At 40.2% G+C, this 23277-nt stretch carries 22 protein-coding genes; 17 read left to right on the top strand and 5 right to left on the bottom strand.

Features of this window, described 5'->3' with window-relative positions:
• Positions 1-23 precede the first annotated feature (23 nt).
• Complete coding sequence (locus SK642_RS09010; RefSeq protein WP_033684463.1) at positions 24-1874, top strand: polysaccharide biosynthesis protein; 1851 nt, start codon at positions 24-26, stop codon at positions 1872-1874.
• Positions 1875-2112: 238 nt separating this feature from the next.
• Here the strand turns inward: SK642_RS09010 and SK642_RS09005 are convergent, their stop codons facing one another.
• From SK642_RS09005 to sdaAB, 3 genes are read right to left on the bottom strand one after another with little or no spacing between them, the layout of a single operon-like run.
• Positions 2113-2745 carry an HAD family hydrolase gene (locus SK642_RS09005; protein ID WP_033684462.1) on the bottom strand — a complete coding sequence of 211 codons (633 nt, stop codon included), beginning with the start codon at positions 2743-2745 and terminating at the stop codon, positions 2113-2115.
• A gap of 21 nt (positions 2746-2766) precedes the next feature.
• Positions 2767-3639, bottom strand: coding sequence for an L-serine ammonia-lyase, iron-sulfur-dependent, subunit alpha (sdaAA, locus tag SK642_RS09000; protein WP_033684461.1), 873 nt, complete (start codon positions 3637-3639; stop codon positions 2767-2769).
• 8 nt (positions 3640-3647) lie between these two features.
• Positions 3648-4319 carry an L-serine ammonia-lyase, iron-sulfur-dependent subunit beta gene (gene sdaAB, locus SK642_RS08995; RefSeq protein ID WP_033684460.1) on the bottom strand — a complete coding sequence of 224 codons (672 nt, stop codon included), beginning with the start codon at positions 4317-4319 and terminating at the stop codon, positions 3648-3650.
• A gap of 239 nt (positions 4320-4558) precedes the next feature.
• On the opposite strand from sdaAB, the gene SK642_RS08990 reads away from it, so the two are divergent.
• The 10 genes from SK642_RS08990 to mnmG all read left to right on the top strand — a co-directional run bounded on the left by SK642_RS08990 (position 4559) and on the right by mnmG (position 15714).
• Positions 4559-5209 carry a M23 family metallopeptidase gene (locus SK642_RS08990; RefSeq protein ID WP_033684459.1) on the top strand — a complete coding sequence of 217 codons (651 nt, stop codon included), beginning with the start codon at positions 4559-4561 and terminating at the stop codon, positions 5207-5209.
• A 136-nt stretch (positions 5210-5345) separates the two neighbouring features.
• Positions 5346-6218 (top strand): helix-turn-helix domain-containing protein, encoded by an 873-nt coding sequence (locus SK642_RS08985; protein ID WP_033684458.1) that lies wholly within the window; start codon positions 5346-5348, stop codon positions 6216-6218.
• Between the two features lie 433 nt (positions 6219-6651).
• Positions 6652-7209: a hypothetical protein gene (locus tag SK642_RS08980; RefSeq protein ID WP_033684457.1), complete on the top strand. Its 558-nt coding sequence runs from the start codon at positions 6652-6654 to the stop codon at positions 7207-7209.
• Between the two features lie 304 nt (positions 7210-7513).
• Positions 7514-8101, top strand: a complete 588-nt coding sequence (locus tag SK642_RS08975) for a hypothetical protein (RefSeq protein ID WP_033684456.1) — start codon at positions 7514-7516, stop codon at positions 8099-8101.
• 149 nt (positions 8102-8250) lie between these two features.
• Positions 8251-10359, top strand: coding sequence for an amino acid ABC transporter permease (locus SK642_RS08970; RefSeq protein ID WP_033684455.1), 2109 nt, complete (start codon positions 8251-8253; stop codon positions 10357-10359).
• Positions 10356-10985 (top strand): ABC transporter ATP-binding protein, encoded by a 630-nt coding sequence (locus SK642_RS08965; protein ID WP_033684454.1) that lies wholly within the window; start codon positions 10356-10358, stop codon positions 10983-10985. Before SK642_RS08970 ends, SK642_RS08965 begins: the two co-directional genes overlap by 4 nt.
• A gap of 501 nt (positions 10986-11486) precedes the next feature.
• Positions 11487-11702, top strand: a complete 216-nt coding sequence (locus SK642_RS11015; protein ID WP_033684453.1) for a hypothetical protein — start codon at positions 11487-11489, stop codon at positions 11700-11702.
• Positions 11703-12073: 371 nt separating this feature from the next.
• Complete coding sequence (gene mnmA, locus SK642_RS08955) at positions 12074-13195, top strand: tRNA 2-thiouridine(34) synthase MnmA (protein WP_033684451.1); 1122 nt, start codon at positions 12074-12076, stop codon at positions 13193-13195.
• A 140-nt stretch (positions 13196-13335) separates the two neighbouring features.
• Positions 13336-13791 carry an NUDIX hydrolase gene (locus SK642_RS08950; protein ID WP_033684450.1) on the top strand — a complete coding sequence of 152 codons (456 nt, stop codon included), beginning with the start codon at positions 13336-13338 and terminating at the stop codon, positions 13789-13791.
• Positions 13792-13800: 9 nt separating this feature from the next.
• The gene (gene mnmG, locus SK642_RS08945) at positions 13801-15714 is read left to right on the top strand and encodes a tRNA uridine-5-carboxymethylaminomethyl(34) synthesis enzyme MnmG (RefSeq protein WP_033684449.1); all 1914 of its coding nucleotides are present in this window, start codon (positions 13801-13803) and stop codon (positions 15712-15714) included.
• A 200-nt stretch (positions 15715-15914) separates the two neighbouring features.
• Here mnmG and rnjA read toward each other — a convergent pair whose 3' ends face one another.
• Entirely contained in the window at positions 15915-17594 is a 1680-nt protein-coding gene (rnjA, locus tag SK642_RS08940) for a ribonuclease J1 (RefSeq protein ID WP_000331983.1), read from the bottom strand.
• Position 17595: 1 nt separating this feature from the next.
• A complete protein-coding gene (locus SK642_RS08935; protein ID WP_000639572.1) occupies positions 17596-17829 on the bottom strand; it encodes a DNA-dependent RNA polymerase subunit epsilon in 234 nt (77 codons plus the stop codon).
• A gap of 278 nt (positions 17830-18107) precedes the next feature.
• Here SK642_RS08935 and SK642_RS08930 point away from each other — a divergent pair, with 278 nt between their 5' ends.
• The 6 genes from SK642_RS08930 (at position 18108) to SK642_RS11010 (ending at position 23266) form a co-directional block, all read left to right on the top strand.
• Positions 18108-18323, top strand: a complete 216-nt coding sequence (locus tag SK642_RS08930) for a hypothetical protein (protein WP_033684448.1) — start codon at positions 18108-18110, stop codon at positions 18321-18323.
• Between the two features lie 539 nt (positions 18324-18862).
• Positions 18863-19546 (top strand): tRNA (adenosine(37)-N6)-threonylcarbamoyltransferase complex dimerization subunit type 1 TsaB, encoded by a 684-nt coding sequence (tsaB, locus tag SK642_RS08925; protein ID WP_033684447.1) that lies wholly within the window; start codon positions 18863-18865, stop codon positions 19544-19546.
• Positions 19543-19980 carry a ribosomal protein S18-alanine N-acetyltransferase gene (rimI, locus tag SK642_RS08920; protein WP_033684446.1) on the top strand — a complete coding sequence of 146 codons (438 nt, stop codon included), beginning with the start codon at positions 19543-19545 and terminating at the stop codon, positions 19978-19980. The genes tsaB and rimI overlap by 4 nt, the downstream gene beginning before the upstream one ends.
• Positions 19970-20980 carry a tRNA (adenosine(37)-N6)-threonylcarbamoyltransferase complex transferase subunit TsaD gene (gene tsaD, locus SK642_RS08915; protein ID WP_033684445.1) on the top strand — a complete coding sequence of 337 codons (1011 nt, stop codon included), beginning with the start codon at positions 19970-19972 and terminating at the stop codon, positions 20978-20980. Before rimI ends, tsaD begins: the two co-directional genes overlap by 11 nt.
• A 103-nt stretch (positions 20981-21083) precedes the next feature.
• Entirely contained in the window at positions 21084-21947 is an 864-nt protein-coding gene (locus SK642_RS08910) for an XRE/MutR family transcriptional regulator (RefSeq protein WP_033684444.1), read from the top strand.
• A gap of 620 nt (positions 21948-22567) precedes the next feature.
• Positions 22568-23266, top strand: coding sequence for a hypothetical protein (locus tag SK642_RS11010; protein ID WP_235230874.1), 699 nt, complete (start codon positions 22568-22570; stop codon positions 23264-23266).
• Positions 23267-23277: the final 11 nt, after the last annotated feature.

The following is a 23277-nucleotide window of genomic DNA, read 5'->3' as shown; positions in this document are numbered from 1 at the left end:
CTTTTAAGGAGGAGTAAATTTCTATGAATAAAAAACTCACAGATTATGTCATTGATCTGGTGGAAATTTTAAATAAACAACAAAAACAGGTCTTCTGGGGCATATTTGATATTTTGAGTATGGTGGTTTCCATCATTGTATCTTATATCTTATTCTACGGATTGATTAATCCAGCACCTGTTGACTACATCATCTATACGAGTTTGGCCTTCTTGTTTTATCAATTGATGATTGGACTTTGGGGGTTGAACGCTAGTATCAGCCGTTACAGCAAGATTACGGATTTCATGAAAATCTTTTTTGGTGTGACTGCTAGCAGTGTCTTGTCATATAGTATCTGTTATGCCTTCTTGCCACTATTTTCCATCCGTTTCATTATTCTCTTTATCTTGTTGAGTACCTTCTTGATTTTATTGCCACGGATTACTTGGCAGTTAATCTACTCTAAACGCAAAAAAGGCAGTGGTGATGGGGAACATCGTCGTACCTTTTTGATTGGTGCAGGCGATGGTGGAGCTCTCTTTATGAACAGCTACCAACACCCAACCAGTGATTTGGAACTTGTTGGTATTTTGGATAATGATGAAAAGAAAAAGGGACAAAAACTCGGTGGTATCCCTGTTTTGGGCTCTTACGACAATCTGCCTGAATTAGCCAAACGCCATCAAATCGAGCGTGTCATCGTTGCGATTCCATCGCTTGATCCGTCAGAGTATGAACGTATTCTGCAAATGTGTAATAAACTGGGTGTCAAATGTTACAAGATGCCTAAGGTTGAAACCGTTGTTCAGGGACTTCACCAAGCAGGTGGAGGCTTCCAGAAGATTGATATCACAGACCTTTTGGGCCGTCAGGAAATTCGTCTTGACGAATCGCGTCTGGGCGCAGAACTGACAGGTAAGACAATTTTAGTCACAGGTGCTGGTGGTTCAATCGGTTCTGAAATCTGTCGCCAAGTTAGCCGCTTCAATCCTGAACGCATCGTCTTGCTTGGTCACGGGGAAAACTCAATCTACCTTGTTTATCATGAATTGATTCGTAAGTTCCAAGGTATTGATTATGTACCTGTGATTGCGGACATTCAAGACTATGACCGTTTGTTGCAAGTCTTTGAGCAGTACAAGCCAGCGATTGTTTATCATGCGGCTGCCCACAAGCACGTTCCTATGATGGAGCGTAATCCAAAAGAAGCCTTTAAAAACAATATTCGTGGAACTTACAATGTTGCTAGGGCCGTTGATGAAGCTAAGGTGCCTAAGATGGTTATGATTTCGACAGATAAGGCCGTCAATCCACCCAATGTTATGGGAGCAACCAAGCGCGTGGCTGAGTTGATTGTTACTGGCTTTAATCAATGTAGCCAATCCACCTACTGTGCGGTTCGTTTTGGGAATGTTCTTGGTAGCCGTGGTAGTGTCATTCCAGTCTTTGAACGTCAGATTGCTGAAGGCGGTCCTGTAACGGTGACAGACTTCCGCATGACCCGTTACTTCATGACCATTCCAGAAGCTAGCCGTCTGGTCATCCATGCTGGTGCTTATGCCAAAGATGGAGAAGTCTTTATCCTTGATATGGGCAAACCAGTCAAGATTTATGATTTGGCCAAGAAAATGGTCCTTCTAAGTGGACATACTGAGAGCGAAATTCCAATCGTTGAAGTTGGAATCCGTCCAGGTGAAAAACTCTACGAAGAGCTATTGGTATCAACCGAACTGGTTGATAATCAGGTTATGGATAAGATTTTCGTTGGTAAGGTTAATGTCATGCCTCTAGAAGCCATCGATCAAAAAATTGAAGAGTTCCGCACTCTCAGTGGAGATGAGTTGAAGCAGGCCATTATTGCCTTTGCTAATCAAACAACCCACGTTGAATAAAAAATCTTTAAAATCAGAAAACGCATATTATCAGGACTTGAAACCTTGGTAATATGCGTTTTGTTATGTGTAAACTTGCTTCATTTTATTCTGATACTCAATGAAAATCAAATAGCAAACTAGGAAGCTAGCCGTAAGTTGTTCAAAGCGCAGCGTTGAGGTTGTAGATAGAAACTGACGTGGTTTGAAGAGATTTTCTAAGAGTATGAAATGGAGTTGTTGCCCAGTCTCCGTTATGTTATTGGAAATAGGCCAAAACTTCTGAGGGTTTGTGGGCGATATAATCAGGTTGATAGTTGAGCAAATCTGCTTGCTCTCCAAATCCCCAAGTGACGGCCAATTTCTGAATGCCTGTTTCTTGAGCTCCCAGCATATCAAACTTGGTATCACCGATGATGATAGCTTGTTCTGGAGATAGTTGATGTGTCTGCAAGGCTTGGCGAATGACATCGGCCTTATGGGGTGCCTCAGGGCTGGAACCATAAATGTCCTCAAAGAAATGATGGATTCCCAAGTTTTTAGTCATGTCTTGAGCGGTTGGTGTATTCTTTGTAGTGGTGATATAGAGAGGGTAATTCTTGGATAGCTCTTGAAGCAATTCTACAATCTGAGGGAAGAGCTGAGCTTCATAGATGCCTTTTTCCTTATAGTAAGAACGGTATATCTGCACAGCCTCAGAAATTTGTTCTTTGGGAAGGCAAGTCGCAAAACTACTTTCAAGGGGCGGTCCCATAAAACCACGAATCGTTTTGGCATCAGGGCTAGGTACCCCCAGCTCTTTAAAGGTATGGGTAAAGGCATTGTGAATCCCGATAGAACTGTCAACGAGGGTTCCATCCAGATCAAAAAAGATAGCTGAGATAGAGGTCATAGTTTCTCCTATTTGATAAGCTTATTCTCCGAAAATTTCTTTTTGGAGGCGACGACCAGTAGGTGTGGCAGCGAGTCCACCTTCAGCTGTTTCACGAAAGGCAGTTGGCATGCTTGCTCCTACTTGGTACATGGCATCGATCACTTCATCCACAGGGATTTTAGATTCGATACCTGCCAGGGCCATGTCTGCTGCGATAAAGGCAAAGCTAGCTCCCATGGCATTGCGTTTGACACAGGGAACTTCAACCAAACCAGCAACAGGGTCACAGATGAGGCCTAGCATATTTTTAATGACAAAGGCAATAGCTTGGCTGGCCTGATAAGGTGTTCCGCCCGCAGCAAGAGTCAAGGCAGCGGCACTCATAGCAGAGGCAGAGCCGACCTCGGCCTGACAGCCACCCTCAGCACCTGAGATAGAGGCATTGTTTGCGATGACTAGTCCAAAGGCACCAGCAGCAAAGAGGAAATCCATCTGTTGCTCGTGGCTGAGGTCTAATTTTTCAATAGCAGCAGTTAGAACTGAGGGCAGACAGCCAGCACTTCCAGCAGTCGGAGTGGCACAGACCAAGCCCATTTTGGCATTGTGTTCATTGACTGCGATGGCATTTCGGGCAGCAGAGAGAATCGTGTAATCCGACAGAGTTTTTCCGTTTTTGATGTAGTGGTCCAGCTTGGCAGCATCTCCACCTGTCAGGCCACTACGAGATTTATTTTCATTGAGGCCAAGTTGGACAGAGGCTTTCATGACTTCCAGATTGCGTTCCATGAGAAGGAGAACCTCTTCACGTTCACGACCTGTCAATTCAAACTCCGTTGTAATCATGAGTTCTGCGACATTTCCTTGAAAGTCCAGTTCTGCCTGCTCAACCAATTCTTTGATAGAATAAAACATGCTTCCTCCTATTTAAAGAAATTGACATTGTGGAGATGAGGGATTTCTCGAATTTCCTCGATGGCCTCATCACAGTTGCGACTGTCGACTTCGATAATCATAATGGCTTTTTCACCAGCTTTTTCACGAGTAACATTCATCTGGGCGATATTGATACCATAGCGTGAAAGAGCCTCCGTTACGAGGGCAATCATACCTGGAATATCTTGATGAACGATAATGATAGTCGGTGTATTCATATTGAGAGAGACGGCAAAGCCATTGAGTTCGGTGACCTGAATATTTCCTCCGCCGATAGAAATACCAGTTACGCTGATGGTCTTGTGGGCATTTTTGACGGTAATTTTAGTGGTGTTTGGGTGAGGAGCATTACTGTCTTTTTGAATGGTCCAGACAATCTTGATACCACGCTTGTGGGCAATCTCCAGACTATTTGGGATTTCAGGATCATCTGTATCCATGCCTAAAATACCTGCAACAAGGGCTAAGTCTGTTCCGTGACCACGATAAGTCTTGGCAAATGAGTTAAATAGTTGGAATTCGACTTCTGTCGGAGTATCATCAAAAATGGAAGATACAATCTTCCCAATACGAACAGCACCAGCGGTATGGCTACTAGATGGGCCAATCATAACTGGTCCGATGATATCAAAGACAGATTGAAAACGAAGTGATTTCATCAGTTTCCCCTTATAAAAATTCTTATCTCTATTATATCAAAGAATGGAGGTCTTGGCTTTAATTGTGGATGAAAACCTTTTTACACTACAAATAGAATAAAACAGTATCTTTTGTAACAAAAAATAGCTTGTTTAGGGAAATAAAAAATAATTTTGTAATATTTCTACATAAAAGTGTCAAGAAACAGTAATATTTAAAGGGTATGATAGAACTATAGAAAGAAGGAGAATTTTCAAATATGAAATCAACAACTAAAAAGATTAAAACAACTCTTGCAGGAGTAGCTGCCTTGTTTGCAGTATTTGCTCCATCATTTGTATCTGCTCAAGAATCATCAACTTACACTGTTAAAGAAGGTGATACACTTTCAGAAATCGCTGAAACTCACAACACAACTGTTGAGAAATTGGCAGAAAACAATCACATTGACAACATTCATTTGATTTATGTTGGTCAAGAGTTGGTTATCGACGGCCCTGTAGCACCAGCTGCAACACCAGCGCCAACTACTTATGCAGCCCCAGCTGCTCAAGATGAAACTGTTTCAGCTCCAGCAGCAGAAACTACAGAAGTAGTAGAAGACGCAGCACCAGCTGCAAGCGCTCCTGTAGCAGAAGAAACGGTTGCTGCAGCAGAAACTTCAGCACCAGTTGCAACTGTAAGCGGATCTGAAGCAGAAGCTAAAGAATGGATTGCACAAAAAGAATCAGGCGGTAGCTACACAGCTACAAACGGACGTTACATCGGACGCTACCAATTGACAGATTCATACTTGAACGGTGACTACTCAGCTGAAAACCAAGAACGTGTAGCAGATGCCTACGTTGCAGGACGTTACGGTTCATGGTCAGCTGCGAAAAACTTCTGGCTTAACAACGGCTGGTATTAAGAACTAGGAAAAGAGCTTTGAATGGCTCTTTTTTCTTGTATTTTGAGAAGCCTGTTCACACTGTGTAGCCAATTTGATATAATCTTCTCAAAAAGTAGTATAATGTTTTTATAGAAGATAAATAGTGGTGGATAGCATGCATGCATTATTAGCAACAAGATTAAAAAATAAGCGAAAAGAGCTGGGCTGGTCGCAAAAAGAATTGGCAGAAGGAATTTGTCAACAAACTCAGATAAGTCGTATGGAACAAGGCAAATATATGCCAGGAGCAGATTTGTTATATAAATTATCTGAAAAAATGGGCTTAAATATGGACTATTTCTTTTCAGGAGAAATTTCGAAAGAGTTTCTAGGCTTGTCTGCTTTCAAGAGATTGTCTGAAACATTATTGGAAAATCAAGATTATGCCTCTTTGAAATATGCTTTTGAGGGAGAAAGAAAGCAACAGACTTCCTTATCTTTTGATGAAAAGGTTTATCTAGACTGGATAGATGCTATTCTAACCTATCAATGTGAACATCAATTAAAACTAGCTATTTCAAAAATAGAGGACATCCTCAGTAGGATTAGTATTGATAAAGTAGACTATTTGTATATTTTGAATACCCTGCTGATTTTCTTAGACTATGATGAGGATAAGGAGAAATTTGAGCAACTATATGATCAGGTTTCCGTAGCCCTTTCAAAAATCGATACCAGTGTGCGTGAACAAATTGAGTTGTATATCAAAATAAAATACAATTATTGTTACCACCTTTGGAAACAGGAGGAGATGGACAAGTCAAGAGCGCTATTATTGGAGATGATTGAATTTTGTAACAAATATCATAGTAGCTTTAGGTTAGCAGATTTATATTGTTTGTTGGGAAATGTAACAGAGGATCTTGATATCTCTGTTGCTAAGGACTATTATATGAAAGCTAAGGTGCTCTATCTAATTGAAAATAATGAAGTCATGGCACTCAAGGTAGAACAATATCTAATGGATAAGAAGTCAGAGAATGTATGAGGATAGCAGAAGCTATCTTTTTTATGTGTAAAATAGAATTATAATTCTTCTTTCAAAAAAATATATCATTTTATACTTTAATTACTTGACAGGTTATATATGTTGATTTATAATATAGGTGAAAGAAGGTGGCAAGATGGGAAAATTAAAATTCGAATATTTGAAAGCGCTATCTATATTGCTTGTTGTGCTGATTCTACTGAGTAATAGTCGGAGTTTTATTAGTACTACTCTAGTTGCTCAAGGTATTGATACAGGAGCGTACTATTCTCCCAGTTAAGAGTACGTTCGTTGTTTAAAATGAAACGAGATAGAAGGAAGGCGAATCCAATGGATAATTTTTAAATAATGTATAATAGGGGAACTAAAATGATATTTTTAAATTGCTTTTATGACAATTGAATAGAATAACCGATAGACTGGAGGTAGAAAGATGTTTAATAGATTGAGTAAAAGTTTAAGTTTGTTAATGATTATCACGATGTTGAGCGCAGTGTCAATCCCTAGCTTTGTGGCTTATGCGGATGACAATTCATCACCTAGTATTCAATTGACTTCCGAAGAAAGAGAAATAGCATCTGAATTTCGTTATTTATTTGAAATTGCTAGTTACTTAGATGAAAATGGTAATCGAGTGATTGATATGGATGCTTTACAACAGACTTATGGTAAAGCACAAGCTCCTTATATAGCGGAGGGAATTCGAATATTATCGGATCCAAAGGAAACAGATATAGTTCTGTCGAATATGAAGTCTGATTTTTATTCTAGGAGTTGGATGAGTTGTATGATGGATTCAACTATAGACTTTTTAGGAATAAATTTATTAACAGATATATTCGGTGGAGGTCTGGGAGGGCTATCAGGACTTATTCAAAAGAAAGCGTGGCCAAAGATTGCAAAATTGGTATTAAAATCTACCGTAAAAACTTCTGGTGCGGCAATTTTAGCTACTTTGTCATGGTATAGTTTAAAATGTTTAAACCAATAAAATATACAGTAACGGTTTGCACTATCTTAGCCTATATTATTTGGTTTAGGATGAGGATAAAATTAACTGATTTAATTGAACTTTTTATTGTAACACTGATGACTGAAAATTTTATTTTTATTTTTTCAATGATAAAAAGAAAAAATAAGACTCTCTCTTGCTTACTAAAGTTAATAAGCTAAAGTTACCTCATCTAATTTAGCTAAATTTAATGTAGTTGTTGTTCTAACTTCAATATACCATAATATAAGTCGTCCCTACCCTATGTTGATTAGATTAAACCGATAAATCAGGAGGTTAAGCGATGAACTACAATGTAAAATATCTCTTATCAGGAATATTTATTATAGTCTTTATAGGTTTTCTAGTCTGGATGCGTTATTTTAATCAGAAGAAGGAAGAAGCGCATTCGGATGTGTCTTTTGAAGCGAGGTTAGATAGTGAGGTCAAGGCCTTATATAAACAACTAGGATTGGGTGAGGAGCCTCAGTATTTCTTAGCGTATCGCTACCTACATCCTTGGTTTAATTTGGCGATTTTACCACCAACAGTTGAAATTTTCTTAACTAAAATAGCGCTGGTGATGGTGACTCCAGATGAACTACTGATAAGAAATCTTGGGAATGGGATGACTTTCACAAGTGAGCACCATCGTGATTTGCGACAAGGACTTATCCGCATTCCAAAATCAGAGATGAAAGAATTTGAGATTCGCAACTGGAAAAGAGTTTTTATATTTGGCGATTTTTTGACAATTAAAACAAGCCAACATAGCTATTATTTGCAGGTTAGAGATGATGGACTTCAAAAAGGAAGTCTTTCTACCAAACATTTCTCAGACTTGAAACGACAAGATTTTCTAGGATTATTGACAGATAAAAGAACATTCTGATAGACAATTGTTCAAAAAACTAACCTCTAAACATTCAAAAACCACACAGTGTTTTCAGCATTGAATATAATCAAGCTGAGAAAATCACTGTGTGGCTTTATTGGAAAGTTAGTTTTTCCCAGTTTAGTCTCTTCACGGGAGGTATCTCTATGAAAAAAATCAGTCATCTTTGTATGTTTCTGCTGTTGCTGTGTACCACTTTTTTTGTTTTTAATGTAAACTACACACGTGAAGCGGTTCGGATTCGGGAAATGGGAAAGACTGTAGATTCTTTGGATTTGTATTTGAAAGATATTAACGAACCTGCAGCGTCTGTTCTTCGATTTTTTGAGGATGTATCAAAGGAGTACAAAGTCTCCATCATCAAAACAGACAGTGGTGATGAGGTAATCAAGTCTGGTGTTTTTGATAAAGATACCTTCCCCTACCAAGAGTTTGGGATTTCTTCTCTTGATTTTACCACAGATGGTGAAGGAGTCTACAGTAATAAAGAAATTTCTAATAAACTTGGTACGATACCGACCTTTCTAAAAGCCAAGCCTATTCAGCTTATAACTTTTCAAACCTATATCAAGGATACATCTCGTAGTTTAAATGGTCGCTATACGATAACTTCTACACAAGAGATGGATAAGGATAGGATTGTACAGAAATGGAGCGATTTTTTCAAGATAGACCAGGCTACCTTGCTAGAGCCTACCTATAAAAGTGCAGTGGAAGTCATAAATCGAGATTTGCTTTTATCTGCCATTGTTTTTGTCTTGGCTATTTTACTTCTTGTGTTAGTAACAGTTTATCAGCCGATGATGGAGATGAAACGAGTGGGGGTTCAAAAGTTACTTGGTTTTCAAAGCGGAGCGATTTTGGCTGGTTTTGTAAAGACTAATTTTTATCTTCTCTTGGGTGGAAGTCTTGTCATTGACTTGGGGCTATTTTTAGTGCTGGACTACAGACCAAAACTTCTGTTCCCAAGTTTACTCTTATCCCAATTTCTGCTTTTACAGTTGTATTTGTTCATCAGTTGGCTGACCTACCTGATGATTCAGAAAATGACAGTTAGTTCCATGTTGAAAGGTTTTTCATCTGTCAAACTTGGTCTAATCTTCAATTATGTGATGAAAATAGGGACAACTATTTTACTGACGGCCTTACTGATTGGGGTAGGCAGAAGTCTAGAACAAGAAAACAAAGAACTTGCTTATCAGCAACAGTGGGTAAGCCAAGGGAATTACTTGACCTTAGAAACCTTCCAACTCAATGATAACCTGTGGCAAGAAGAGCTAGCAGGGTCAGGGAAATCTACAGATTATTTCTACCAATTTTATCAAGATTTGATAGCAAAAATACAAGTAAATTATGTGCGAAGTGCGAGTCTTCCTATCAAACCAGTCATCAAAGCAGAACAAGTGCAGCAGTACCAACTGCCTGATAAGGTAGATGTTTACTATGCTAATAGCAATTTTCTAAAGAGCAAGGGATTCAAGTTACCAGATACCAGCACTAAAAAAGTTATTTTGATGCCAGCCAGTGATAAAGGACAAGAAGGCAAGAATCAGTTCTTGGGAAAATCCATCGCCTATCTTTCTATGAGGTATGAAGATCAGCAAAAGCAAACAATAGAAGATATGGATGTAGAAATTGCCTACTATGAAGGAGATTGGTCATTCTTCCCTTATAATAATGAGCGAAAGGAAAACCTCCACAATCCAATCATTAGTCTGGTAAATGATCAAGACATGATGTGGGAAGAAAAGACTCGCTTGTCAACGACAGGTTTAAACAACCCGATGAAAGTTGAAAATACAGAACAAAATCAAAAAGTGATTACGGAGTTAGTTGAGAAATTATCAGATGGGAATTATTTAAAATTTTCATCGATTCAAGCCATTCAACAAGAGAAAGTAGATTCTTATCGAGATGCAGTTCGAAATCTTAATATACTCTTTGCTTTGTTTGGTCTCCTTAGCATGATGATTTCCTACTTCTTACTAGTAACAACTTTCTTATTGAAGCGAACAGATATCATTACCAAGAAGTTTATGGGGTGGAAACTGGTCGATCGCTACCGTCCTCTCTTAGTTCTGCTCTTGCTGGGCTATAGTCTGCCTCTTCTAGTCTTGATTTTCTTTGCCCATGCGCTCTTGCCACTTCTACTGTTTGCAGGTTTTACATGTTTGGATATACTATTTGTGCTAGTCTTGGCTTCTAGGATGGAGAAAAGAAGTCTAGTAGAGTTATTGAAAGGGGGTATCTTATGATTGAGTTGAAAAATATTACCAAAATCATTGGGGGAAAAGTGATTTTGGATAACTTGTCTCTCAGGATTGATCAGGGGGATTTGGTAGCCATTGTTGGCAAGAGTGGTAGTGGTAAGTCGACCTTGTTAAATTTATTAGGTTTGATAGATGGTGATTATAGCGGACGGTATGAGATTTTTGGTCAGACAAATCTAGCAGTCAATTCTGCTAAATCACAAACAATAATCCGTGAACATATCTCTTATCTGTTTCAAAATTTTGCCCTGATTGATGATGAAACGGTCGAGTACAATCTCATGCTGGCGCTGAAATATGTGAAATTGTCCAAGAAAGACAAGCTCAAAAAGGTGGAAGAGATTTTAGAGAGAGTAGGTTTGTCAGCTACTTTGCATCAAAAGGTTTCCGAGTTGTCTGGTGGTGAACAACAACGAATTGCAGTTGCTAGAGCCATCTTAAAACCCAGCCAGCTGATTTTAGCCGATGAACCAACAGGTTCTCTGGATCCTGAAAATAGAGATTTGGTCTTGAAGTTTCTCTTAGGGATGAATCGCGAGGGGAAAACAGTCATTATTGTGACCCACGATGCTTATGTAGCCCAACAATGTCATCGAATCATTGAATTGTGAAAAATACAGAAATCTTATCAAAAATCTTTAGATTTAAGGATACCTTTAAAATTTAATTTTAAAACACTCATTTATCAACATTTTTTGATTGATAAAAATAGGAAATTGGTTGTTTTTGGGAGATTCACTAAAATTACCTCCTAACCACACGTACTAAAAAGATACTTCCTATGGAAATCGTATGACTCTGAAGCTTCGAATAGTTCAATTTTCATGATTTTTATGCTATTCTAGCTTTAGAATCCTTCAGAACGTAAAATTTTAAGCAGTCAAAGACTTAGAATATCCCTAAAACATTTATTTTATGGCAATTCTAAACGTAGAATTGCGTGGATATGTATGGATTTAATCTGTTCGATAGTTTGGACAGCTCTATTCTGAGAAATCTGAGTTATCAATGCTTTAGAATAGTATTTCGTCAATGAATTTTATTGAAGGATTGCTTATTTTATGCTACTCTAAAATAAAACGGATTTAATGGAGCAAATGGAGAATCATTACATGAAACATTTTTTTGCAGGAATTGGTGAGATTCATTTTTTGTCATTTTTATTATATCTAAGCATGTCTACTAGTCCAATTATTGGACTAGTGATTGGATATACTAAAATAAATCTAATAAATTCGATTATTATAGCTCTTGGTATGATATTGGTATTAATTTTGGTATTATCAAGAGTGTATAGAAAATATTTTTATAGAGATGATGATTACTAAAGTTTTTATCAATAAAACCAGAGGTTGGTAGATTATCAGCCTCTTTCTTGTCTTCTCTAACCAAGCATGTTATAATGAATACTGCTCAAGCGACCTTCAATCGTGAAGCACACACGACCTTCAATCGTGAACTAGTCATTTCGTTTATCTTTTATTACGTCGTTAAGTCGAAATGAGATACAAGCAGAGCTTGTCTTATTTATAACCTCAATCAGTCTCCCAGACTGATTGAGCGAACTCAAGTTATGCCTGCGACTCGTTGCCTAGTCCTAAAAGCGAACGAAAAGACTATACTCGAAGAAATTCTATTGAAAGTCATAGTAAATAGAATTTTGAGGGGTATAAATAAACGAATAGATGGGAGACTTACCATGAGTGATAACTCTAAAACACGTGTTGTCGTGGGGATGAGTGGTGGTGTTGATTCGTCGGTGACGGCTCTTCTTCTCAAGGAGCAGGGCTACGATGTAATCGGTATCTTCATGAAGAACTGGGACGACACAGATGAAAACGGCGTCTGTACAGCGACCGAAGATTACAAGGATGTGGCTGCGGTAGCAGACCAGATTGGCATTCCTTACTACTCTGTCAATTTTGAAAAAGAGTACTGGGACCGCGTTTTCGAGTATTTCCTAGCGGAATACCGTGCAGGACGCACGCCAAATCCAGATGTTATGTGCAACAAGGAAATCAAGTTCAAGGCCTTTTTGGATTATGCTATGACCTTGGGGGCAGACTATGTAGCGACGGGGCATTATGCTCGAGTAGCGCGTGATGAGGATGGCACTGTTCACATGCTTCGTGGCGTGGACAATGGCAAGGACCAGACCTATTTCCTCAGTCAACTTTCACAAGAACAACTTCAAAAAACCATGTTCCCACTGGGACATTTGGAAAAGCCTGAAGTTCGCAGACTAGCAGAAGAAGCAGGACTTGCGACTGCTAAGAAGAAAGATTCGACAGGGATTTGCTTTATCGGAGAAAAGAACTTTAAAAACTTTCTCAGCAACTACCTACCAGCTCAGCCTGGTCGCATGATGACTGTGGATGGTCGCGATATGGGCGAGCATGCAGGCCTTATGTACTATACAATCGGTCAGCGTGGCGGACTCGGTATCGGTGGGCAACACGGCGGTGACAATGCCCCTTGGTTCGTTGTCGGAAAAGACCTAAGCAAGAATATTCTCTATGTAGGACAAGGTTTCTACCATGATTCGCTCATGTCAACTAGCCTTGAGGCTAGTCAGGTTCACTTTACTCGTGACATGCCAGAGGAATTCACGCTAGAATGTACGGCTAAATTCCGCTACCGTCAGCCTGACTCTAAGGTGACCGTCCATGTCAAAGGAGACAAGGCAGAGGTCATCTTTGCAGAACCGCAACGTGCGATTACACCAGGGCAGGCAGTTGTCTTTTATGATGGCGATGAGTGTTTAGGTGGTGGTTTGATTGACAATGCTTATCGCGATGGACAAGTTTGTCAGTACATTTAGATTGACAAATTTTCTCAATTTGCTACAATAATAAAAGCAATAGAAATGATGGTCAAAGCTCATGGATGTTGCAGGCTTTTTTGTCCTGCACTTCTTTGGAGTTTTGACTGTTTTTGTGTCGTTTAAGGGAAAGGATAAAAATGACTCAACAAGACTTTCGGACAAAAGTAGGAAATACAGTTTTTGGAGTTCGGGCGACAGCCTTGATTCTCCAAAATCGCAAGCTTCTAGTTACCAGAGATAAGGGCAAGTATTACACTATCGGCGGTGCGATTCAAGTCAATGAAAGCACGGAAGACGCAGTAGTCCGTGAAGTGAGGGAAGAACTGGGTGTAAAAGCTCAAGCTGAACAGCTAGCTTTTGTGGTTGAAAATCGTTTTGAACAAGACGGTGTTTATTATCACAACATCGAGTTTCATTATTTGGTAGACTTGCTTGAAGATGCCCGATTGACCATGCAGGAAGATGAGAAAAGGCAACCCTGTGAGTGGATTGACTTGGACCAGCTCCAGGATTTCCAACTAGTTCCAGCCTTTTTAAAAACGGCCCTACCAACTTGGGACGGCCAACTAAGACACATTCATCTTGAGGAATAGGAGAGAAATATGACTTATCATTTTACAGAAGAATACGATATTATTGTAATTGGTGCGGGACACGCGGGAGTTGAGGCTTCCCTAGCTGCTAGTCGTATGGGTTGCAAGGTCTTGCTTGCGACCATCAACATTGAAATGCTGGCTTTCATGCCTTGTAATCCCTCTATCGGTGGTTCTGCCAAAGGGATTGTCGTGCGTGAAGTCGATGCCCTCGGAGGCGAGATGGCCAAAACCATTGACAAGACTTACATCCAGATGAAGATGCTCAACACAGGGAAGGGGCCAGCTGTCCGTGCCCTTCGTGCGCAGGCTGACAAGGAACTTTACTCTAAGGAAATGCGCAAGACGGTTGAAAATCAAGAAAATCTGACCCTTCGTCAGACCATGATTGATGAGATTTTGGTGGAAGATGGCAAGGTTGTCGGTGTTCGTACAGCGACCCATCAAGAGTATGCTGCCAAGGCTGTTATCGTGACGACAGGGACTGCCCTCCGTGGGGAAATTATCATCGGAGACCTCAAGTACTCGTCAGGACCAAATCACAGTCTAGCTTCGATTAACCTTGCTGATAACCTTAAGGAACTGGGACTCGAAATTGGTCGTTTCAAGACAGGAACACCTCCACGTGTCAAGGCTTCTTCGATCAACTACGACGTGACAGAGATTCAGCCAGGGGACGAAGCGCCAAATCACTTCTCCTATACTTCACGTGATGAGGATTATGTCAAGGACCAAGTGCCATGCTGGTTGACCTACACCAATGGTACCAGTCATGAGATTATCCAAAACAACCTCCACCGTGCGCCTATGTTTACAGGTGTGGTCAAGGGAGTAGGGCCTCGTTACTGTCCGTCAATTGAGGACAAGATTGTGCGCTTTGCGGACAAGGAACGCCACCAACTCTTCTTAGAGCCAGAAGGTCGCAATACAGAGGAAGTCTATGTTCAAGGCCTATCAACCAGTCTGCCAGAGGATGTACAGCGTGAGTTGGTTCATTCTATCAAAGGTTTGGAAAATGCAGAGATGATGCGAACAGGTTATGCTATCGAGTACGACATGGTCTTGCCTCACCAGTTGCGTGCGACTTTGGAAACCAAGAAAATCTCAGGACTTTTTACTGCTGGCCAGACAAATGGAACGTCAGGTTACGAAGAAGCTGCTGGCCAAGGGATTATCGCTGGTATCAATGCGGCTCTGAAAGTCCAAGGCAAGCCTGAGTTGATTTTGAAGCGCAGTGACGGTTATATCGGGGTGATGATTGATGACTTGGTGACCAAGGGAACCATTGAACCCTACCGCCTATTGACTAGTCGTGCTGAATACCGTCTCATTCTCCGTCATGACAATGCTGATATGCGTTTGACAGAGATGGGACGCGAGATTGGCCTTGTGGATGATGAACGCTGGGCTCGTTTTGAAATCAAGAAAAATCAATTTGACAATGAGATGAAGCGTCTCGATAGCATCAAACTTAAGCCAGTCAAGGAAACCAATGCCAAGGTTGAGGAGATGGGCTTTAAGCCGTTGACCGATGCGGTGACAGCCAAGGAATTTCTTCGCCGTCCAGAAGTTTCTTACCAAGATGTGGTGGCTTTCATCGGACCAGCTGCCGAGGACTTGGATGACAAGATTATCGAATTGATTGAAACAGAAATCAAGTACGAAGGCTATATTTCCAAAGCCATGGATCAGGTTGCCAAGATGAAACGCATGGAAGAAAAACGCATTCCAGCTAATATTGATTGGGATGATATTGATTCTATCGCAACAGAAGCCCGTCAGAAGTTCAAACTCATCAATCCAGAAACCATCGGCCAAGCCAGCCGTATTTCGGGAGTAAACCCAGCAGATATTTCTATTTTGATGGTGTATCTTGAAGGTAAAAATCGTAGTATTTCTAAAACTCTTCAAAAATCAAAATGATACGTCGTCGGCTTCTTACGAATGAGTTCAAAGCTTGGCTTTGATTCATCTACAGCCTCCCATAGTTCCCCGAACTATGGGAGCTAGCTTAAGTTATGCTTTCGCCTAGCCTTCTAGTCTGATTTCGATTTTTATTGAGTTTCAACCTCAAAATAAAACATAGAGAAAAACAGCTCCGAAGACGGGGCTGTTTTGTTGACTTATTCTTCATCTGGTGTGAGGATCATAGGGATGATAATCGGCTCACGTTCTGTATTTTCATAGAGGAAGGGGCGAATGGCGTTGACAATGGCACCATTGACAGATTGCACGCTGGCGTCCTTATTTTTCAGTGCGATACGAATTGCATTGAAGAGGATGCGTTGGCTTTGGCGAATCAAATCACCAGATTCTCTCATGTAGACAAAGCCTCGGCTGAGGATATCTGGACCAGACAGAATCATCTGTGACTTGAAGTCAACAGTTGCGACTGCTAGAACGACACCGTCTTCAGATAAATCACGACGGTCTTTGAGGACAGCGGCACCGATTTCGCCGATACGATTTCCATCGACATAGATGTCTTGGGCGTTGAAATGACCTGCGATACGAGCTGAGTCAGCAGTAAGGGCAAGTACATCGCCATTGCTCATGATAAAGATATTGTCCTTCTCAACACCAGTATCCACTGCTAGTCCAGCGTGGACTTTTTGCATGCGGTATTCACCGTGGACAGGCATGAAGTATTTTGGCTTAATCAAGCGGAGCATGAGTTTTTGCTCTTGCTGACCACCGTGTCCAGATGTATGGATATTGTTCACTTTACCGTGGATAACTTCGACACCAGCTTCAGAAATGATGTTAATCAGCTTGTTGACGCTAGTAGTGTTTCCAGGGATTGGGCTAGAAGAGAAGATAACCGTATCACCTGGTTGGAGTTGCACCTGACGGTGGGTTCCGTTGGCGATACGAGAGAGGGCTGCCATCGGCTCACCCTGACTACCTGTACAGAGGATGAGAACTTCGCCTGCAGGATAGTCTTTGATTTCATTTGGCTCGATAAAGGTTCCCTTAGGAGCTTTAATGTATCCAAGGTCGATTCCGTTAACAATGGCCTTTTCCATCGAACGACCAAAGACCGCAATCTTACGTCCAGTCTTAACAGCAGCTTCTGTTGCTTGTTGGAGACGGAAGATATTTGAGGCAAAGGATGCAAAGATGATACGTCCTTCAATACCTTGGATAATCTTCATGATGGACTGACCAACGACTTTTTCAGAGTTGGTAAAGGTTGGCACTTCTGCATTTGTCGAGTCAGATAGGAGACAGAGCACGCCTTCTTCCCCAAGGGCTGCCATACGGTGCAAGTCCGCAGGTTCTCCAACTGGAGTGAAGTCGAACTTGAAGTCACCCGTACAGACGATTTTTCCTTGAGGAGTATGAATGACAATCCCCAAAGGCTCTGGAATAGAGTGAGTGGTTCTAAAGAAAGTTGCCTTAAGATTTTTAAAGGTCAACTCAGTGTTGTGGTTGATTTCGTAAAGTTTGGCGTTACGCAAGAGGCCGTGTTCTTCGAGTTTCCCACGAATCAAAGCCAAGGCAAGTGGTCCAGCATAGATAGGGACATTTGCTTGCTTGAGCAGGAATGGAATCCCACCGATGTGGTCCTCGTGTCCGTGTGTAATCAAAACAGCCTTGACACGGTCGATATTGTCCACGATGTAAGAGTAATCAGGAATGACATAGTCGATACCAAGCAAGTCATCTTCTGGGAATTTAATCCCAGCATCGACGATGATAATCTCGTCTTGGTATTCAATCCCGTAAGTGTTTTTCCCGATTTCTCCCAGACCACCGATGGCAAAAACGCCGACTTCTTCAGGTTTAAGAGTATAGGCCATATTAGAACTCCGTGATTTCGAAGGCGCCAGTTTCTTTTTCGTAATCTAGCAATTTGTCAGACAAGAGTTCGATATACTCGATGTTGTACTCTGGGCGATTTTCTTCGACAAGTTGGCGAGCAGCGATACGGCCCTCAAGTTCTGAGCTGGCATCAATGTCTAGGTAAAGTGCGCGTGTAGTTTCACGGCGTGGGCTACGTTCTTTTGTTTCTTGATAAAAAACTTTGTAAATCATATAGTTCCTTTCTATTTACAGGTCAGCTTATTCCAAACTTTTAGCAGATATTTGCTTGATTTCATTCCATTTTGTGTCTAGATTGACCTTGATTCGTTACAATTATTTCAATTATAACATAAAATGAAAGATTAGTAAAAGACGGAAACGAGAAAGTCATAGGACGATTTATTTAGTAAGCGTTTGCAAAAATAAGGAAAATGTGTTATATTGATAATGGAAGTGAAATTTATTGCTTGTCATAATTCCATATAGATTTTAAGTCAAGGAGGTTCCCTATGTATGACTTATTTGCTTTTGCTATCGGAGTTCGCGTGGTAGCTTTTATCGTTTTTATTGCTTGTGTTTATGGAGGGAATCTTCTATTTGCCAAACTGGAACGACGACAAACCAAGTTCTTGTGGAAGATTACCTTTGTGACTCTCTATTCGCTTTTTCTCTTCCTTGTAACCTATGTCGTTTGGTTTGTATTTTTCTTTGGATTAAATGCTTAGATGCCCTGCTCATGCTAGGGCATTTTTGTTTGGGGATATAGAGATAGTAGATTTACGACACGAAAATTCCACCCCATCTATCAAGATGAGGTGGTCTTTGCATTTTTCTAAAATGACATGACAATGGAATTTTCAGAGCTTATTATTTTTATGCTAGTCATTCTTCTGTTCAAAAATAGAGTTGAAGCATAAAAATAAAACAATACAAACAGATAAATCAATCGGTAAAGAGATAGTAGTAATGTTTAAATCATTGAGAATACTGAGCAAACTATAAGAGATGAAGACAATAAAACTTATCCTTCTAAAAATGTGTCTTTTATCTAGCATGATTTACCAAACTTTTTACGGAGATCCTTTCAATTTTCTTGTTCACTTTTATATTCGGAAAAGAAAAGGAAAAGTGAGCATTTTTTTGAATTTTATTTGCGAATTGTTTTTGGGCTAAGTATAGGCCTTTTTGTTTGGGGATAAAGAAAATTCCCATGTGCCAGCTTTTGTAGTATAATAGTAAGCAGACAAAAAGATAGGAATGTGTTATGAAAGTATTAGCTTTTGATACGTCCAGCAAGGCTCTTTCTCTTGCTATTTTAGAGGACAAGCAGGTTCTTGCCGAGACGACGATTAATATCAAGAAAAATCACAGTATTACCCTCATGCCTGCCATCGATTTTTTGATGGCAAGTTTGGATTGGACTCCCAAGGATTTGGATAGAATCGTGGTGGCGGAAGGGCCTGGTAGCTACACAGGATTGCGAATTGCGGTGGCAACTGCTAAGACCTTAGCTCACACTCTGAACATTGAGTTAGTTGGTATGTCTAGCCTCTTGGCTCTGGTGCCCTACCAACAAGAAGGTTTGTTCGTCCCTTTGATGGATGCGCGTCGCAATAATGTTTATGCAGGATTTTATGAAAATGCTAAACCTGTCATGCCAGAAGCGCACCTGCCCTTTGAGCGAGTCATCGAGCTAATCAAGGGTGCTAGTCAGGTAACCTTTGTCGGAGAAGTTGTCCCCTTTGTTGAGCAGATTCAAGAACACTTGCCAAGGACTAATTACAAAGAAACCCTGCCTAATGCAGCTAATCTAGCACTTTTGGCTTGGGACAAGAAAGCAGACTCCTTGCATGATTTTGTGCCCAATTACCTCAAACGTGTTGAGGCTGAGGAAAACTGGCTTAAGAACCACACAGAGTCTGGTGAGTCTTACATTAAACGCCTATGATAGAAATCAAACGAATCCAACAGCAGCCTGACTTGGCTCAAGCCATCTACGCTGTCATGGTAGCTGTTTACCCAGTCAGTCCTTGGACGTTGGAACAAATCCAAGCAGACCTGTCCCAAGACCAGACTTGGTACACTCTAGCTTATGATGGGACAGAAGTGATTGGATTTCTAGCTGTACAGAAAAACATCTTTGAGGCAGAAGTCTTGCAAATCGCTGTCAAAGGAGCCTATCAGGGTCAGGGGATTGCGTCAGCCTTGTTTGCGACATTGCCGACAGATAAGGAGATTTTCCTCGAAGTCAGAAAGTCAAATCAACGAGCGCAAGCATTTTACAAGAAAGAAAAGATGGCAGTCATCGCTGAGCGAAAGGCCTACTACCATGACCCAGTCGAGGACGCCATCATCATGAAGAGAGAAATAGATGAAGGATAGATATATTTTAGCATTTGAGACATCCTGTGATGAGACCAGTGTCGCCGTCTTGAAAAACGACGATGAGCTCTTGTCCAATGTCATTGCTAGTCAAATTGAGAGTCATAAACGTTTTGGGGGCGTGGTTCCAGAAGTAGCCAGTCGCCACCATGTCGAGGTCATTACAGCCTGTATCGAGGAGGCGCTGGCAGAAGCAGGGATTACGGAAGAGGACGTGACAGCTGTGGCGGTTACCTATGGACCTGGCTTGGTTGGAGCCTTACTCGTTGGTTTGTCAGCTGCCAAGGCCTTTGCTTGGGCACATGGGCTTCCGCTGATTCCCGTTAACCACATGGCTGGTCACCTCATGGCAGCTCAGAGCGTCGAGCCTTTGGAGTTCCCCTTGTTAGCACTTTTAGTAAGTGGTGGACACACAGAGTTGGTATATGTTTCTGAGGCTGGTGATTACAAGATTGTTGGGGAAACCCGTGATGATGCGGTTGGTGAGGCCTATGATAAGGTCGGTCGCGTCATGGGTTTGACCTATCCTGCAGGTCGTGAGATTGACGAGTTGGCTCATCAGGGAAAGGATATTTATGATTTCCCACGTGCCATGATTAAGGAGGACAATCTAGAGTTTTCATTCTCAGGTTTGAAATCTGCCTTTATCAATCTTCACCACAATGCCGAGCAAAAGGGAGAAAGCTTGTCAACAGAGGATTTGTGTGCTTCCTTCCAAGCTGCTGTCTTGGATATTCTCATTGCTAAAACCAAGAAAGCCTTGGAGAAATACCCTGTTAAAACTCTAGTCGTGGCAGGTGGTGTGGCAGCCAATAAAGGTCTCAGAGAACGCCTAGCAACTGAAATCACAGATGTCAAGGTCATCATTCCCCCACTTCGTCTCTGTGGAGACAATGCAGGCATGATTGCCTATGCCAGCGTCAGCGAGTGGAACAAAGAAAATTTTGCAAGCTTGGATCTCAATGCCAAACCAAGCCTCGCTTTTGATACGATGGAATAAAGAGTCAGCTTAAGGCTGGCTTTTTCACTCGCTAAAGTGTCAGAATATTTTGACAAATAATTGTAAATAATGATATACTATATAAAAAATAGGAGGTGGTCAGATGATTGAGAGAATGGAATTGGGAGAATTTTACAAGGAATTGCGCTTGGCTAGAAAGCTCAAGCAGTCAGATGTGGCTTGTGCTGGACTAACAGCTTCTCAGTTGTCTAAGTTTGAACTAGGGCAGTCTATGTTATCTGCGGACAAGTTAATTCTAGCTATTCAAGGAATCAATATGAATTTTGATGAGTTTGGGCATAAGCTCAACAACTATCAAGAATCTCCACATATGCGAATTGGTAGAAGGGTTGTGGATCGCTTTGCCCACCAAGATATAGCTGGTTTAGAGCAACTGTTGGAGGAAGTCGAGCAAGAACAGATGGCGCAGACCTATCGTCGTTTGAATGCTATTGTAATCAAAGATGCCATCCATTCACTAGATAAAAGCTACCCACTAGAAGAGGAGGATAGGGAGTTTTTGACGACCTACCTCTATGCTATCGAATCTTGGACCTGGTTTGAACTCTATCTTTTTTGCAATACTATGCCTTTCCTAAGCAATCAAGATTTGATATTTTTATCAACCTCCTTACTCGAAAAATCCAAGGAATTTAAAGAGTTGGTACATAATAGACTGTATATGAAACAAGGGCTGTTAAATATCATCTCAGAGCTCATGGAGCGCAAATTTTTTTCTTATATCCCAATCTTTGAAGCCGAGCTGGAGAGTATGCTCCGTCCATACGATGTTTTTGAGAAATTATTGTGGCAGTTTTTAAAGAAGATGAGCATTTTCCTTCAAACTAAGGGAAGCAATCAAAAAGAGATTGAACACTTTATCCAATCTCTGCAAGTATTAGAAAATCCACAATTAACAGCCCTTTTTGAATTGCGTTTTCAGCAATACAAAGAACTTATCGATTAGTTAGAAACGGGAAAATGATAATAATCTCAGCAACGATTTTCAATAATGTTAAAATTTGTTTCTTCATATTTCTCCACTCCTCATTAGTAATAACTTTATTATACCAGTGAAATAATTAAATCTACTAAAATCGCAAATGTGAAATTTCTATAAGAAAAAATATCAAATATGCGATTTTCTAAAATAGGCTAATTTCCGTGTTATACTGTCCTTGTAAGACATTTGAAGCAAATCCTAGGTCGCATAAGTGGATTACAAATAAAATTTCAAACTTGTTAAGTAAGAGTGTAGGATTGTTGTTGAAAATCTAATTGATTTTTATGGCATTCAATACATAGGTGTTTTATGAAATTCCTTAGTAACTTTTTTACTTACAGGATTGAAATATAAAATAGAAAAGGAGAAGCGTATGACAGCATTTGTACATGAATTAACACGTGAATCAGATAGATTCAATCAGTCTGCAGATGTGACAATAACTATCATTTGTACAGTATTGTAAAAGATACTCAATTATTAAGTTTATTTTTAGACTTATAATGGTTTTGGAATTTTAATGTAGGAAATACCAACTTAGGTAATTGCTAAAGAAAAAATCATCATAACAATAGGAGAAAAGAATGTATAAATATAAAATTGTAAACGAAGAAAGTTTGCCTATTTATGGTTATAAAATTCATATATCAGCAACGTTTGATAATTATAAGGATATGTATAATCTTCTTTCTCCTTTGTTAGATGCTAGAAAGATATCTTATAAGTATATATATAGAGAAGAAGATGTAGCCTATAATTTTTCTGTTAGAGAATCTCCTGTTAATTCGGGGAAATATTTTACGATTTATCCTGAAAATGACCATGTTTTTCTTGATCTATTAGAGCTTCTTTACCAAACTATTCCTAAAAATATGGAGGGAATTTATATTCTAAGTGATCGTGCCTATAAAGATTCCAATACGATTTTTTATAGATATGGCTTCTTTAGAGAAGATTTGGAGTATTTAGAAAAAGGCATTCCGACTTTGCTGGGACCAAATGGAGAAAAATGGCAAGACTATCAAAAACCATATTTTAACTTACCAGAATGGATTCAAGATATTCAAGAGAATACGTTTATAAAGGATTCATATTTATCAAGAAATTATAGATTGAAAGCCATGCTATCACAGTCAAGTGGAGGAAACGTCTATCAAGTAGATTCAGTGATAGAAGGTAAAAAGTATATTTTGAAGGAATGTCGGCCTCATGTTATTTCTTTTGGAGGGGTAGAGACTCAAACACTTAGAAAAAATGAATATGAAATTTCAAAAAATTATTAGATCATACTCCA

Origin of the sequence: Streptococcus mitis (assembly GCF_000722705.1) — a bacterium.
GTDB classification, from domain to species: domain Bacteria; phylum Bacillota; class Bacilli; order Lactobacillales; family Streptococcaceae; genus Streptococcus; species Streptococcus mitis_P.
This window is presented reverse-complemented; position numbering and strand designations above follow the sequence as displayed.

Bases quoted from the DNA above. Each gene is read 5' to 3' on its own strand.
- SK642_RS08990 (WP_033684459.1), top strand. From the start codon at position 4,559: ATGAAATCAACAACTAAAAAGATTAAAACAACTCTTGCAGGAGTAGCT.
- rimI (WP_033684446.1), top strand. From the start codon at position 19,543: ATGATAGAAATCAAACGAATCCAACAGCAGCCTGACTTGGCTCAAGCC.
- SK642_RS08965 (WP_033684454.1), top strand. From the start codon at position 10,356: ATGATTGAGTTGAAAAATATTACCAAAATCATTGGGGGAAAAGTGATT.
- SK642_RS08950 (WP_033684450.1), top strand. From the start codon at position 13,336: ATGACTCAACAAGACTTTCGGACAAAAGTAGGAAATACAGTTTTTGGA.
- tsaB (WP_033684447.1), top strand. From the start codon at position 18,863: ATGAAAGTATTAGCTTTTGATACGTCCAGCAAGGCTCTTTCTCTTGCT.
- rnjA (WP_000331983.1), bottom strand. From the start codon at position 17,594: ATGGCCTATACTCTTAAACCTGAAGAAGTCGGCGTTTTTGCCATCGGT.
- SK642_RS08935 (WP_000639572.1), bottom strand. From the start codon at position 17,829: ATGATTTACAAAGTTTTTTATCAAGAAACAAAAGAACGTAGCCCACGC.
- tsaD (WP_033684445.1), top strand. From the start codon at position 19,970: ATGAAGGATAGATATATTTTAGCATTTGAGACATCCTGTGATGAGACC.
- sdaAB (WP_033684460.1), bottom strand. From the start codon at position 4,319: ATGAAATCACTTCGTTTTCAATCTGTCTTTGATATCATCGGACCAGTT.
- sdaAA (WP_033684461.1), bottom strand. From the start codon at position 3,639: ATGTTTTATTCTATCAAAGAATTGGTTGAGCAGGCAGAACTGGACTTT.
- SK642_RS08910 (WP_033684444.1), top strand. From the start codon at position 21,084: ATGATTGAGAGAATGGAATTGGGAGAATTTTACAAGGAATTGCGCTTG.
- SK642_RS08930 (WP_033684448.1), top strand. From the start codon at position 18,108: ATGTATGACTTATTTGCTTTTGCTATCGGAGTTCGCGTGGTAGCTTTT.
- SK642_RS09005 (WP_033684462.1), bottom strand. From the start codon at position 2,745: ATGACCTCTATCTCAGCTATCTTTTTTGATCTGGATGGAACCCTCGTT.
- SK642_RS08970 (WP_033684455.1), top strand. From the start codon at position 8,251: ATGAAAAAAATCAGTCATCTTTGTATGTTTCTGCTGTTGCTGTGTACC.
- mnmG (WP_033684449.1), top strand. From the start codon at position 13,801: ATGACTTATCATTTTACAGAAGAATACGATATTATTGTAATTGGTGCG.
- SK642_RS08975 (WP_033684456.1), top strand. From the start codon at position 7,514: ATGAACTACAATGTAAAATATCTCTTATCAGGAATATTTATTATAGTC.
- SK642_RS08980 (WP_033684457.1), top strand. From the start codon at position 6,652: ATGTTTAATAGATTGAGTAAAAGTTTAAGTTTGTTAATGATTATCACG.
- SK642_RS09010 (WP_033684463.1), top strand. From the start codon at position 24: ATGAATAAAAAACTCACAGATTATGTCATTGATCTGGTGGAAATTTTA.
- SK642_RS11015 (WP_033684453.1), top strand. From the start codon at position 11,487: ATGAAACATTTTTTTGCAGGAATTGGTGAGATTCATTTTTTGTCATTT.
- mnmA (WP_033684451.1), top strand. From the start codon at position 12,074: ATGAGTGATAACTCTAAAACACGTGTTGTCGTGGGGATGAGTGGTGGT.
- SK642_RS11010 (WP_235230874.1), top strand. From the start codon at position 22,568: ATGTATAAATATAAAATTGTAAACGAAGAAAGTTTGCCTATTTATGGT.
- SK642_RS08985 (WP_033684458.1), top strand. From the start codon at position 5,346: ATGCATGCATTATTAGCAACAAGATTAAAAAATAAGCGAAAAGAGCTG.